Annotated in this window: 12 protein-coding genes; all 12 read left to right on the forward strand. The window is 56.0% G+C overall.

From position 1 onward, the window contains the following. The first annotated feature begins 263 nt into the window (after positions 1 to 263). The 12 genes from ABH899_RS00560 (at position 264) to ruvB (ending at position 13,032) form a co-directional block, all read left to right on the forward strand. Entirely contained in the window at positions 264 to 737 is a 474-nt protein-coding gene (locus ABH899_RS00560; protein ID WP_009675461.1) for an ACT domain-containing protein, read from the forward strand. 54 nt (positions 738 to 791) lie between these two features. Continuing rightward, entirely contained in the window at positions 792 to 2,081 is a 1,290-nt protein-coding gene (locus ABH899_RS00565; protein WP_009675463.1) for a homoserine dehydrogenase, read from the forward strand. 37 nt (positions 2,082 to 2,118) lie between these two features. Then, positions 2,119 to 3,189, forward strand: coding sequence for a threonine synthase (thrC, locus tag ABH899_RS00570; RefSeq protein ID WP_369993098.1), 1,071 nt, complete (start codon positions 2,119 to 2,121; stop codon positions 3,187 to 3,189). Beyond that, complete coding sequence (gene thrB, locus ABH899_RS00575; RefSeq protein WP_369993100.1) at positions 3,189 to 4,151, forward strand: homoserine kinase; 963 nt, start codon at positions 3,189 to 3,191, stop codon at positions 4,149 to 4,151. The genes thrC and thrB overlap by 1 nt, the downstream gene beginning before the upstream one ends. 2 nt (positions 4,152 to 4,153) lie before the next feature. Beyond that, the gene (locus ABH899_RS00580; RefSeq protein WP_369993101.1) at positions 4,154 to 5,095 is read left to right on the forward strand and encodes a prephenate dehydratase; all 942 of its coding nucleotides are present in this window, start codon (positions 4,154 to 4,156) and stop codon (positions 5,093 to 5,095) included. A 9-nt stretch (positions 5,096 to 5,104) separates the two neighbouring features. Then, on the forward strand, positions 5,105 to 5,986 hold the full coding sequence (gene ilvE / locus ABH899_RS00585) for a branched-chain-amino-acid transaminase (RefSeq protein WP_369993102.1): 882 nt from the start codon (positions 5,105 to 5,107) through the stop codon (positions 5,984 to 5,986). 303 nt (positions 5,987 to 6,289) lie between these two features. Next, positions 6,290 to 9,088: a LysM peptidoglycan-binding domain-containing protein gene (locus ABH899_RS00590; protein WP_369993104.1), complete on the forward strand. Its 2,799-nt coding sequence runs from the start codon at positions 6,290 to 6,292 to the stop codon at positions 9,086 to 9,088. 214 nt (positions 9,089 to 9,302) lie between these two features. After that, positions 9,303 to 9,980 carry a BofC C-terminal domain-containing protein gene (locus ABH899_RS00595; RefSeq protein ID WP_218228231.1) on the forward strand — a complete coding sequence of 226 codons (678 nt, stop codon included), beginning with the start codon at positions 9,303 to 9,305 and terminating at the stop codon, positions 9,978 to 9,980. Positions 9,981 to 10,177: 197 nt separating this feature from the next. Further along, positions 10,178 to 10,600: an organic hydroperoxide resistance protein gene (locus ABH899_RS00600; RefSeq protein WP_369993106.1), complete on the forward strand. Its 423-nt coding sequence runs from the start codon at positions 10,178 to 10,180 to the stop codon at positions 10,598 to 10,600. A gap of 279 nt (positions 10,601 to 10,879) precedes the next feature. Next, positions 10,880 to 11,383 carry a crossover junction endodeoxyribonuclease RuvC gene (gene ruvC / locus ABH899_RS00605; protein WP_009671937.1) on the forward strand — a complete coding sequence of 168 codons (504 nt, stop codon included), beginning with the start codon at positions 10,880 to 10,882 and terminating at the stop codon, positions 11,381 to 11,383. Further along, complete coding sequence (gene ruvA / locus ABH899_RS00610; protein WP_369993108.1) at positions 11,380 to 12,006, forward strand: Holliday junction branch migration protein RuvA; 627 nt, start codon at positions 11,380 to 11,382, stop codon at positions 12,004 to 12,006. Before ruvC ends, ruvA begins: the two co-directional genes overlap by 4 nt. A gap of 18 nt (positions 12,007 to 12,024) precedes the next feature. After that, positions 12,025 to 13,032, forward strand: coding sequence for a Holliday junction branch migration DNA helicase RuvB (gene ruvB, locus ABH899_RS00615; protein ID WP_218228233.1), 1,008 nt, complete (start codon positions 12,025 to 12,027; stop codon positions 13,030 to 13,032). The last annotated feature ends 114 nt before the right edge of the window (positions 13,033 to 13,146 follow it).

Genomic DNA, 13,146 nt, shown 5'->3' on the forward strand with positions numbered 1-13,146 from the left:
GGATGACAGAAAAACCGATAATAAGAGAGACGCCTGAAATTTTTCCGGCTATAACGAAGAATGAACGCAGATCATCTTGCAAAATCAGCGCCTGAGTGCCCGGTCGGATCGAAGCCGCGGCGGGGAGTTTCTCATTTTGAAACCGGTGAAAGCAGGACGAAAAGGAAGGATGCCATTTTCCTATTGCCGAAATTTGTAGAGTTGAAGTATAATGTCCTCTATATAAGAACAAACGTCTTTCTGGAAAGGACGGACTTTCTGTGATGGAACCTAAACAGGCCGCCGGTTGGAGCGAGTCCGGCTTTTATCTCGTAAACGAGCAGATTTTGCCCGAAGGCATTCTGAAAACGGTGCAGGCCAAAGAACTGCTGGCCCGGGGAGAAGTAAAAACGATCCACGAGGCGGTTGAGCAGGTAGGATTGAGCCGGAGCGCGTTTTATAAGTACAAAGACGGCGTATTTCCCCTGAATAAGCTGGATAAAGAGCGCATTGTCACCATCTCCATGAATTTGGAGCACCGCTCGGGCATTTTGTCCCGGGTGCTGGCGCTTATTGCCGGACAGGAAGGGAATGTGCTGACGATCAATCAGAGCATTCCACTGCAGGGAATGGCGAACGTGGTCATTTCCGTGGAAACGTCCCTGATGGGCGATAAAGCGAAAGAGCTGGTTCAATTGCTGGAATCGCAGGACGGGGTCAAAAAAGCCGCCGTGATCGGACAGGGAAGCTCGATTTAACGTAAAGCTAGAAAACAGAAAAAGAACAGCACGTATACGGGAGGAATTGTGACTATGAAAAAACCTATTAAAATCGGCTTGCTGGGACTCGGAACCGTCGGAACGGGCGTCGTCCGGATTGTGGAAGGCCACCGGGAAGATCTCGAAAAGCAGACGGGCTCCGCCATCGTAGTGGAGAAGGTGCTGGTGCAGGATTTGAGCAAGCTGCGCTCCGTTACCGTCGACCGCGACAAACTTACCGACCAGCCTTGGGATATTATCCGCAACCCTGAAATCGACGTTGTCGTCGAAGTGATGGGCGGCGTTCAGGATACGAAAGCGTACATTCTGGAAGCGCTGGAGCAAGGAAAGCACATCGTGACCGCGAACAAGGATCTGATGGCCATGCACGGTCCCGAGATTCTTGCCAAAGCCGCCGAAAAAGGCTGCGATGTATTCTATGAAGCAAGCGTGGCCGGGGGAATCCCGATTATTCGTACGCTGGTGGAGGGCTTTTCTTCGGACCGGATTACGAAAATCATGGGGATCGTCAACGGAACGACGAACTATATCCTGACCAAAATGAGCCAGGAAGGCGCCGCCTATGCGGACGTGCTCAAAGAAGCACAGATGCTGGGCTATGCCGAGTCCGATCCGACTTCCGACGTGGAAGGGCTGGACGCCGCCCGTAAAATGACCATTCTCTCCACGCTGGGCTTCCATTCGGAAGTGGCGCTGACCGACGTGAAGGTCAAAGGGATCTCCAAGGTCAGCAAAGAAGACATCCAGTACGGCAAAAAGCTCGGCTACGAAGTGAAGCTTCTCGGCATTGCGGAAAAGCATGACGAGCATATTTCCGTATCGGTCGAGCCGACGATGGTCAAAACGTCGCATCCGCTCGCTTCAGTCAACGGAGTGTTCAATGCCGTGTACGTGTACGGCGAAGCCGTGGGCGAGACGATGTTCTACGGGCCGGGTGCCGGTGAAATGCCGACCGCGACTTCCGTCGTGGCGGATCTCGTGGCTGTCGTGCGCAACCTGAACCTGGGTGTAAACGGCCAGCACAGCACGGCGCCTTACTTGGAGAAGAAATTGAAAACGGACGAGCAAATTTCTTCGAAATATTTCGTGCTTCTCCATGTGGAAGACAAAGCGGGCGTTCTTGCGCAAATCACACAAATTTTCGCCAAGCACGAAGTCAGTCTGGAGTCCGTGTTCCAGCATCCGAACGAGCATAATCCGAAAGCGGAAATCATTATCATTACCCACGACGCCAGCCAGGCCGGCATGAATAAAGTTCTGGCCGAATTCGAAAGCCTGGATGTCATCCAGACGATCCAGAGCGTTTACCGCGTCGAAGGCTAAATTATAATATTTTCAAGAAAAGAGGCTGCAGAAGAAAATGAGATACATGGGCTTGCTGCATCAATATAAATCCTACCTTCCGGTTACGGAAAAAACCCCGCTGCTTACCCTGCACGAAGGAAACACTCCGCTTATCCGCGCGGAAAAATTGTCCGAGGAGCTGGGCCTTGACCTTTACGTCAAATATGAAGGGCTGAACCCGACGGGTTCGTTCAAAGACCGCGGCATGGTGATGGCCGTGGCCAAAGCGATCGAAGAGGGAAGCTCCACGATCATGTGCGCTTCCACCGGCAATACGTCGGCGGCCGCTGCCGCCTACGCGGCTCGCGGCGGGCTGAACTGCATCGTGCTTATTCCGAACAACAACATCGCGCTCGGTAAGCTGGCGCAGGCCATCATTTACGGGGCGAAAGTGATCGCCATCGAAGGCAATTTCGACCGGGCGCTGGAGATCGTCCGCGAAATTACGGCGAAGCAGCCGATTACGCTCGTGAATTCCGTCAATCCCTACCGGATTGAAGGCCAGAAGACCGCCGCTTTCGAGGTGTGCGACCAGCTCGGAAAAGCGCCGGATTATCTGGCGATTCCGGTCGGCAATGCGGGCAACATCACGGCGTACTGGAAAGGTTTTAAGGAGTATCAGGCGGCAGGCAAATCTTCTTCCCTTCCTAAAATGATCGGATTCGAAGCGGAAGGCGCCATGGCGATCGTCAAGGGAGAGCCGATCCTCAATCCGGAAACCGTGGCGACCGCCATCCGGATCGGAAACCCGGCCAGCTGGGACGGAGCCGTAAACGCGGCCAGCGAATCCGGCGGCCAGGTCAACTATGTCACGGATGACGAAATTTTGGCGGCTTACCGTAAGCTTGCTTCGCAGGAAGGCATCTTTGCCGAGCCGGCGTCGGCGGCATCCCTTGCCGGCGTTATCAAGCTGAAGCGGGAAGGACACTTCCGGCAAGGACAATCCGTCGTGTGCGTGCTGACCGGCAACGGCCTTAAAGATCCGCACAACGCGATTCAGAGCGTAAAAGCCGAGCCGCTCGTCGTGGAAGATTCGGAAGCGGCCGTGATGGACGCGATCCGGCAGTTGGAGCAGGTGGGCAGCTAATGGCCCCCGCTGCGGTACGCGTCCGCGTTCCGGCCAGCACCGCCAATCTGGGACCGGGCTTCGATGCGCTCGGCATGGCCCTTGATTTGTACGCCCGGATTGAGATGAGTGAAGCGGACCGGACACAGATCGAACTTTTCGGAAGCAATATGCAAGGAATTCCGACGGACAAGACGAACCTGATCTATAAAGTGGCCGGCACCTTGTACGACCACGCGGGTCTGCCCATGCCGGAGCTGAGTATCCGCATGGACAGCGACATTCCGCTCACGCGCGGCCTGGGCAGCAGCGCCTCCGCTATCGTAGGAGCGCTTGCCGCGGCAAATGCGCTGAGCGGAGCGGACCTTCCGCCGGACGAGCTTTTCCAGATCGCCTCCGGTATGGAAAAGCACCCCGACAACGTCGGCGCCTCGCTGTTCGGCGGCATTATCGCGGCCTACTGGGACGGCCGTGAGGCGAAGCACGTGCGCATCGAGCCGCACGAGCGCCTGGAGGCGCTGGTCGCCGTACCGGCGTTCCAGCTCTCCACGGAGCATGCGCGCCGCGTGCTGCCGGATCAGGTGCCGATGAAAGACGCCGTCTTCAACATCGGCCACTCGTCTCTGCTCGTCGCGGCCCTTGCCGCCGGCGAGCTGGGCATGATCCGGCACGCGATGAAGGATGCGCTGCATCAGCCGTATCGCGCGGCTCTCGTTCCCGGGATGGAGAAGATTCTCCGGGAAGCGGCCGATCACGGCGCGCTGGGAGCTGCGCTGAGCGGAGCGGGACCGACTCTTATCGCGTTCGCCGATAAGAGCGAGGGACGCCAGAAGGAACTGGAAGCGTTCCTCCGGGAAACGTTCCGCGCCGAGGGAATCGAGGCGGAAACGAGATGGTTGAAGCCATCCCGCGAAGGCGTCCGCGTCAGGAAGCTGGCGGGCGGAGAACCGTCCTTCGAGGAATTTGCGGGAGGAGCGGAATAGCCATGGCGAAGAAGCAACGGATTGCGATGCTGGGACCGGGCACCTTCTCCGAAGAGAGCGTGCACCATTTCCTCGGGAGGGACCGGTACGAATATGTGCCGTTCAAGCTTATCTCCGACGTATTCCTGGCGACCGCTTCGGGAGAAACGGATTACAGCGTCATTCCCATCGAGAATACGATCGAGGGTTCCGTTACCCTGCATATCGATTGGCTCGTCCACGAGGTGGATTTGCCGATGCAGGTGGAATGGGTTTATCCTATAGATATGAACCTGATCGGTCTGCCCGGCAGTGCCCACCGGGCGGCCGATGACAAGAACGGCTTGGCGAGACTGGAGAACGGGGAATTGGCAAGCTCCCCGCCCGTCTCTTGGTCGAGCATTACCAAAGTGCTGTCCCATTCGGTCGCGCTTGCCCAATGCCGCAAGTTTCTGCGCACGTATATGCCGCAGGCCGAGATCGAGCAGACGGGTTCCAACGGGGAGAGCGTCCGCCTTGTCAGCGAGCTGGGAGACCCGAACGTGGTGGCGATCGGGACGACAAACGCCGCCGGCATGTACGGAATGGAGCTTCTCGCGTCGAAAATACAGGACAACCCCGACAATTCGACCCGTTTTATTTTGATCGGGCGTGAAAAGCTTGACCTGCCGGTCTCCGGCCATACAAAGACGACCATTCTGGTCACAGCGCCCGAGGATTATCCAGGAGCGCTGCACCAGGTGCTGTCGGCCTTCGCCTGGCGCCGGATCAATTTGTCGAGACTGGAATCCAGGCCGACGAAACGCAAGCTCGGCAAGTACTATTTTTATATCGATGTAGAAGGCTCACTGGAATCGGTTCTCGTCCGCGCCGCATTTGAAGAAATCGAAGCGATTGGCTGCCAGGTGCGGATTCTGGGCTGCTACCCGACGTACCAGTACGAAACCCAAACCCCGGAGGTGTAAGAACGAATTATGGCACAGCAGTGGATTTACCTGGATGGGAGCTTCGTTACCAAGGAAGAAGCCAAAGTATCCGTCTACGATCACGGTTTTTTGTACGGGGATGGAATTTTTGAAGGCATCCGCATTTACGGCGGCAACATTTTTAAATGCAAGGAGCATCTCGACCGCCTTTACGATTCGGCCAAATCGATTATGCTCAACATTCCATTGAGCTATCAGGAAATGCAGGACGCTCTGGTGGAGACGATCCGCCGCAACGAGCTTCGTGACGGATACATCCGTCTCGTCGTTTCCCGCGGTCCCGGCGACCTCGGACTCGATCCGCGCCGTTCCCCGAAAGCCAGCGTCATCATTATCGTCGAACAGCTGTCGATTTATCCGGAAGAAGCTTACATCAACGGTCTCAAAACCGTTTCGGTCTCAAGCCGCCGCAACATTCCCGATGCGGTCAATCCGAAAATAAAATCGCTCAACTACCTGAATAACATTCTCGTCAAAATCCAGTCCAACCTGGCCGGCGTGGGCGAAGCGATCATGCTGAATTCGCAGGGATATGTAGCCGAAGGTTCTTCGGATAACATTTTTATCGTAAAAAGAGGCGTCGTATTCACACCGCCTTGCTACATCGGTGCGCTGGAAGGCATCACGCGCGCGGCGATCATCGAGATTTGCGAGCGCAAGGGCTATACCTTGAAGGAAGAGCCGTTTACCCTTCATGACGTGTATGTGGCCGATGAAGTGTTCTTTACAGGCACAGCCGCCGAAGTTATCGCGGTTCGCGAAGTGGACGGCCGTATTATCGGGGAAGGCAAAGCCGGCCCGATTACGACGAAACTTTTGCAGGAATTCCGCAGCATAGTGACTGTCGACGGGGTTAAAGTTTACGAATAGGCCGTCAAGTACGGTTCGTTTCATTTCATTTAATTCATGATCGGTGCCGACTTTCTATCGGTTGAACCGTTTTTTGCCAAAACGACTCATTAAACTCTCAGAAAACCGTTTCCGGGGAAGGGGCACTTCCTGCGGCAGCGGTTTTTTTTATGCCCGGAATTGCTGTATTTGCGTCTGTCCTCCGGAATTTTCCGCGGCTTTTTTTCGTCCGGGGATGTCAAATGCCCATGGGTCTGCATAAGATGTAATGTCAATCGGATTGGGGAAGACGGATATGTACTTAGAAGAAGGAGGTAAGACCCGTTGAAAATCCATATGGTTAAAAAAGGGGATTCGCTGCATAAAATCGCCCAAAAATACAACGTCGATCTCGATAAAGTGATCGAAGCGAATCCTCAGATCGCGAACCCGCACCAAATCAACGTCGGCGAAAAGGTGAAAATTCCGGGAACGCCGACGAAGCCCCATCACCATGAAGGGCAGCATCACGAAGGGCATCATCATGACGGGCAGCATCACGAAGGGCATCATCATGAAGGGCACCATCACGAAGGGCATCATCATGACGGGCAGCATCACGAAGGGCATCATCATGACGGGCAGCATCACGAAGGGCATCATCATGACGGGCAGCATCACGAAGGGCACCATCATGAAGGGCACCATCACGAAGGGCATCATCACGAAGGGCATCATCATGAAGGACACCATCATGAAGGGCAGCATCATCTGGTAAAGCACATTGTGCAGCAGGGAGATACGCTGTGGAAGCTCTCGAAGGCATGGGGAATTCCGCTGAAGGAAATGATTGAGGCCAACACCCAACTGAAAAACCCGAGCGTACTGATGACCGGTGAAACCGTCTATATTCCGAAAAAGGGTCACAAAGAGCAAGAAGGCGTTCAAGGGTATCAGCCTCATCACGGAGGGACAGCTCACGGCAAGAAGAATACTGCCCCAATCCAGCCGGCTGTGCCCGCACCCAAAGTAGTCGAGCAAAAGCCGGAAGCCGTTCAAATTCCCGAATTACCGGAAATTAACCAAATAACGAAGATAACGGAAATTAACTTAAATCTGGCGAAGGTGACAGAGCACAAAGAGGAAGTGAAGATCGAACTTCCCGTACAGCCTAAGCCTCAGGTACAGCTGCCGGTTATCGAACAGCCTCCCTTGCAGCCGGCTCCGCAGCCGCCGGTGCCTGAATACCTGCTGCCCCAACTGGTGCTGCCGCAGATCGAGCTGCCGTCTTATACACCGCAGCCTCCGCCCCAGCACCCTTGCGAGCCCGTTGTTCCGGCTCCTTATCCCGCTTATGTAAAAGAGGCGGAGGCTATTCCGGACTGCGGAGGTTATCCGGAAATTCTTCCGATGATTCAGCCGTGCCCTCCTTATGCGCCTTTTGTGTCTCCATACGGGCATCATCATGATATGTGGAAAAAAGAACCGTGCGGATGCGAAGGTGAACTGCCCGTCCCTTATGGCCATCACGGAGCATACGAAGGAGGCTGGGGACATCCGCAGACGCTGCCGTATCCGAATGTGGAGATTCCCCAGGGCATTCCGTCCTATCAGGCAATGGTCGCTGCCCAAGAAGAATTCATCCAGCCGACCGGGCAGATTCAGGTACAGCCCTACCCGTCCCAGCCGTGGTTTCCGAGCCAGCCCGGTTTGTACGGAGGCGCGGGAGCCGGCCCGGATTTGAATACCCCTTACACGGACGGAGCCTATTGTCCGGAAAAACCGGTATTCGGACAGCAGCCGGGCTGGCCCGAGCCATACGCGCCATTCAGCCATGGGGGTTTTGAGCATGAAGGTCACGGTCACGTAGGCGGATGGCCGCAGAGCTACGAGCAGGGAGGCGTCTGGCCTCAGGGCTACGCATCCCCGCAGGAGGCGGAGCAAGCCGTGTATGCGGCTGGCGGCTTTGAGCATGGGGGCGCCTGGCCGCAGGGCTATGCGCCGCAGCATCAGCCGGAGCATGGCCAGTATGCGCCCGGAGGCTACGAGCAAGGAGGCGGGTGGCCGCAGGGCTATGCGCCGCATCAGCAGCCGGAGCATGACCAGTATGCGCCCGGAGGCTACGAGCATGGAGGCGGATGGCCGCAGGGCTTTGCGCCACAGCAGCAGCTGGAGCATGGCCAATATGCGCCCGGAGGCTACGAGCAGGGAGGCGGGTGGCCGCAGGGCTATGCGCCACAGCAGCAGCTGGAGCATGGCCAATATGCGCCCGGAGGCTACGAGCAGGGAGGCGGATGGCCGCAAGGCTTTGCGCCGCCGCAGCAGCCGGAGCATGGCCAGTATGCGCCCGGAGGCTACGAGCATGGAGGCGGATGGCCGCAAGGCTTTGCGCCGCCGCAGCAGCCGGAGCATGGCCAGTATGCACCCGAAGGCTACGAGCAGGGAGGCGGATGGCCGCAGGGCTTTGCGCCGCAGCAGCCGGATCATGGCCAATACATGCCCGGAGGCTATGAGCAGGGAGGCGGGTGGCCGCAAGGCTTTGCGCCGCAGCCTTACGGGCCGCAGGCTTTTACGGCCGGTCTGGCGTCTATCCCTCCAATGACGGGCAAGAAAGATTGCGGCTGCGGGTGCGGGGGAGCCAAGAAAGGGCACGGTCGGGCACCGGAAGAGGCTAACTTCCAGACATTCCCGTCCGGCTTCGCTCCTTATGCCGGTGGCGCGCAGCAATCGCCGTACACGCCGTTTACAAGTTACGGCCAACCGGATTGGGAACGGATCTGCCCGCCCGCGTTTCTTGCCCCGTACGGCTACGGGACCGAGCAGGAAGGAGCGGTGAATCCCTACGCCCAGTTTCCTCAGCCGGCTTACGCCGTTTCGGGTCCGCAGGATCAGGAGACCGCTAACCGTATAGAGGGCCTCCGGGAATCCGCACAGGGAACCGGAGAAAACGAAGCCCGGATTCATCTGGTCGATGAGGAAGAGGAATCGGGCTCCTTCTTCGAACCTGAGGCCAGGGCCAAGAAAACGTCCGCTCCCAAGAAGGCCAAAACTTCCAAGAGCTCCGCACGCACGGTCATCCGCAAAGCGGGTCGCAGTGCGCCCAAACAGGCGGTTAGTGCAAATGTTCCTTGGATGAATGTTTAAGACCTTTGCTTACAGGCTTTGCGTATCAAGCAATAGTGAGCTTCCGCTCCGGCGATTCCTTCTGGGACGCCGGAGTTTTTCTTTTATGCATACAACGAAAAGGTCTTGGAATTTCCGGCCCCAGCCTCGCATCCTGCCCGCTGGAAATACATGTATAAGCTTTTCGGCGGGGGGAACAATAAGGGAAAACAGAGGATAGAAGGGGATTGCCGTGATGGTTTTCAACTTGCTGAAGCAATTGAAGAAAAAAATCCGTCTTAAACGCAAACGGCTGATATTCGGCAGTTACGTTCTGCTTGCCGCAGCCGCATACCTGCTGGTTGCCTATGAATTCCCCAAGCCGGCTTACCGGGAAGCCGGCGCACCGCTCGGACAAGCCGCCGCGCCGGAAATCGATCGGGTTCTGAAAGCGCAGCAGGAACAAACGCTGCGGCAAATCCGCTCTGAAGGCGGTCAGCGGCTGACTTATATACAGCGCTCGTATGTATGCGGAGAAGAACAGCAGGAGCTGGGGCTGAAATCCGCCGAGGAGATTACGGCTTTGAACGGAGAACATCCCGACTGGATTTTAAGCTTGAATTCCGGGGGAAGTGTCATCTTTACCCAGCATATCGACGATCTGTCGCCGAAATGCAAACAGAGCGCTTACTTCGGCGTAGACGAGAGCGGTAACTTGTCTTTGTTTGACGGACTGCCGGCCAATGATAAAGTGATCCGTACTTTTTTCCAGCTCAATATCCAATACCTCGAAAGCACCCTGCCCAAAGAAACGGTCCATCAGCTTCACGAAGGAATACGGGTGTCGGATGTGGCGGAGTTCAACAGTGTCTTGTCCACATTCAGCGATTATGCCGTACAGGAGAGCGAAAAGGCGATGTCGCCCAATTACTAAAGCTTTTACGGGACAGGCCGGCATTTTCAACAAATTCTTTAAAAAGGTTCCGCTCTAAAGGCGGAGCTTTTTTGTATGAATATATATTTTGTAAAATTATATTGTACACAATGTAATAGTGTGTTATGATTCAATCATACAACGAAGCGCCTCCTGCGGCGCCTCACTTCAAACTTTTAAAGGGATGGTGTTTGACCATGGAACATTTATACACAGCGGTTGCAACGGCTCAAGGCGGACGGAACGGGAAAGTAACTTCGGATGACGGCGTGCTGAACCTGGAGGTCAAAATGCCGAAAGAGCTGGGCGGTCCGGGCGGAGCGGTTACGAATCCCGAGCAGCTTTTTGCGGCGGGTTATGCGGCCTGTTTCGACAGCGCCCTGAACCTTGTGATGCGGCAAAAACAGATCCGTTCCGAAACACAGGTGACGGCTCACGTCACGATCGGTAAGGACGAGAAGGACGGAGGCTTCAAGCTGGCTGTCGAACTCAAAGTGAGCATTCCCGGAGTGGAAATGGGAACGGCTAACGAGCTGGTCGCCGCCGCACACCATGTCTGTCCTTACTCGAAGGCTACACGGGACAATATCGACGTGTTTATCGATGTTGTCCAAGCGTAATTTAACAGCGAAACGAGACGGCTTCCGCGAGGGAGCCGTTTTTATTGTTGCAAGAGCGGCAGGTACTTGCGGGACTTTCATTTAGTTCAGGATTGGACCCAAGATGTTCCTGAACATACCTGTAATTCAGCCGGCGGACAGACCGCGAACAAGACGGTGAATATTTACGGCTTGTCCCGCCTTTAAACACGCTATCCCTTTCGGCGAGAATTTGCTATAATGGAAATCGATACATATGTTCGCTTTTTGGGGCATACAGGGGATGGGAGAGAACTTCTTTTGCGTATTCTGGGAATCGACCCGGGCATTGCGATCGTCGGTTTCGGGTTTATCGACAAGACCGGCAGCAAACTAACGCCCGTTCAGTACGGCTGTATACAAACCGAGGCCCATACCGATCCGGGTCTTCGGCTGAAGCAGGTTTACGATGCGGCCTGCCAGCTCATAGACAAATATAAACCCGACGCGATGGCCGTCGAGAAGCTGTTCTTCAACCGGAACGTCACGACGGCCTTTACCGTCGGCCAGGCGCGCGGCGTGATTATACTCGCAGCCGTTCAGCGCGGAATACCCGTCGGCGAATACACGCCGCTCCAGGTTAAGCAGGCCGTTGTCGGCTATGGCAAAGCGGAGAAAATCCAAGTGCAGGAAATGGTCCGCATGTTTCTTAAGCTGTCCGCGATACCGAAGCCGGATGACGTGGCCGATGCGCTCGCCGTAGCGATCTGCCACGCGCATTCATCCACGCTGCACGATAAAATCAAAGAGGTTACCAAACGATGATTGATTTCTTAAGAGGCAAACTAGCTGCGCGTGAAACGGAATACGTCGTTCTCGACGTGAATGGAGTCGGCTACCGCGTTTTTTGCGCCAACCCGTACGCGTTCGGATTGAAAGAAGACGCCGATGTCACGCTGTATACTCACTACCATGTGCGCGAAGACGCACACCTGCTGTTCGGCTTCCCGACAAGGGAGGAGCAGATGCTGTTCCGGCAGCTTATCGATGTCAGCGGCATCGGTCCCAAAGTCGCGCTCGGCATTCTTGCCGGAGGCCGCCCGGAAACGGTAGTCGCGGCTATCCAGCAGGAGAATATCGCTTTCCTTACAAAGCTGCCCGGTATCGGCAAGAAAACCGCACAGCGGCTTATTTTCGATTTGAAAGAAAAGCTGGGCGCACTGCCGGTTACGGAGCGCGATCTGGCTGTATCGTTCGGCTTAGTGGACCCGTCGGATGAATTCGGTACCCAGGGAGTCTGGGGCGAAGTCAAGCAGGGTCTGCTCGCGCTCGGCTACACGGAAGCGGAAGCGGACCGCGCGTGGTCCCGCATCCAGTCGAAGGTCAAGGATACCGATCCTGCCGATGTCATCATGAAACAAGCCCTCCAGGCTCTGTTTCAAATGTAAGTTTTGGGGGAGATGACGATGGAAGACCGCATTATATCCGCGAATTTGATGATGGAAGACGAAATCGTGGAATTTTCCCTGCGCCCCCGGTACCTGGCGGAATATATCGGACAGACGCAGGCGAAGGAAAATCTCAAAATTTATATCGAAGCGGCCAAAATGCGCAAAGAGGCGCTTGACCACGTTTTGCTTTACGGACCTCCGGGGCTCGGAAAAACGACCCTGTCGAATATCATCGCCAACGAGCTTGGCGTCAATATCCGCACGACGAGCGGCCCCGCTATCGAGCGGCCCGGCGATCTCGCTGCGATTCTGACGAATCTGCAGGAAGGCGACGTGCTGTTCATCGACGAAATCCACCGCCTCCACCGGACGGTGGAGGAAGTGTTGTATCCGGCGATGGAGGATTTTGCGCTCGATATTATCATCGGCAAGGGGCCGAGCGCGCGTTCCGTACGGCTGGATCTGCCGCCCTTCACGCTGATCGGCGCGACGACTCGCGCAGGGCTGCTGTCGGCTCCGCTGCGGGACCGCTTCGGCGTAATCAGCCGGCTGGAGTTCTACACCGTCGACGAGCTGTCGTATATCGTCAGCCGCACCTGCGACATCCTCCAGGTGCAGATCGTCGGAGAGGCGTCGCGCGAAATCGGGATGCGCTCCAGGGGCACGCCGCGTATCGCGAACCGGCTGCTGAAACGGGTACGCGATTTCGCCCAGGTCAAAGGAGACGGGATCATTACCGTCGATCTGGCCCGCGAATCGCTCCGGCACATTCAGGTGGACGATCTCGGCCTTGACGAGATCGACCACAAAATGCTGAGAGCGATCATTACTTCGTTCCGTGGAGGCCCGGTCGGACTCGATACGATCGCAGCCACCATCGGCGAGGAAAGCCAGACCATCGAGGACGTGTATGAGCCCTATTTGCTGCAAATCGGATTTTTGCAGCGGACTCCCCGCGGACGGATGGTCACGCATCAGGCGTACAGCCACTTGGGGCTACCGATTCCGGAGCAAAATTCTTAACTAAACTTATGCCATTTTTCCAACCAGGCTTTTTCCAGTTTACGATAGCTGCTTCCGTGCAGCTTCGGGGACTTGAAAAAGCCTTTTTTAATGCCGATATAAAGGATGGAGCAG

Origin of the sequence: Paenibacillus sp. RC84 (assembly GCF_041260495.1) — a bacterium.
Taxonomy (GTDB): domain Bacteria; phylum Bacillota; class Bacilli; order Paenibacillales; family NBRC-103111; genus Paenibacillus_F.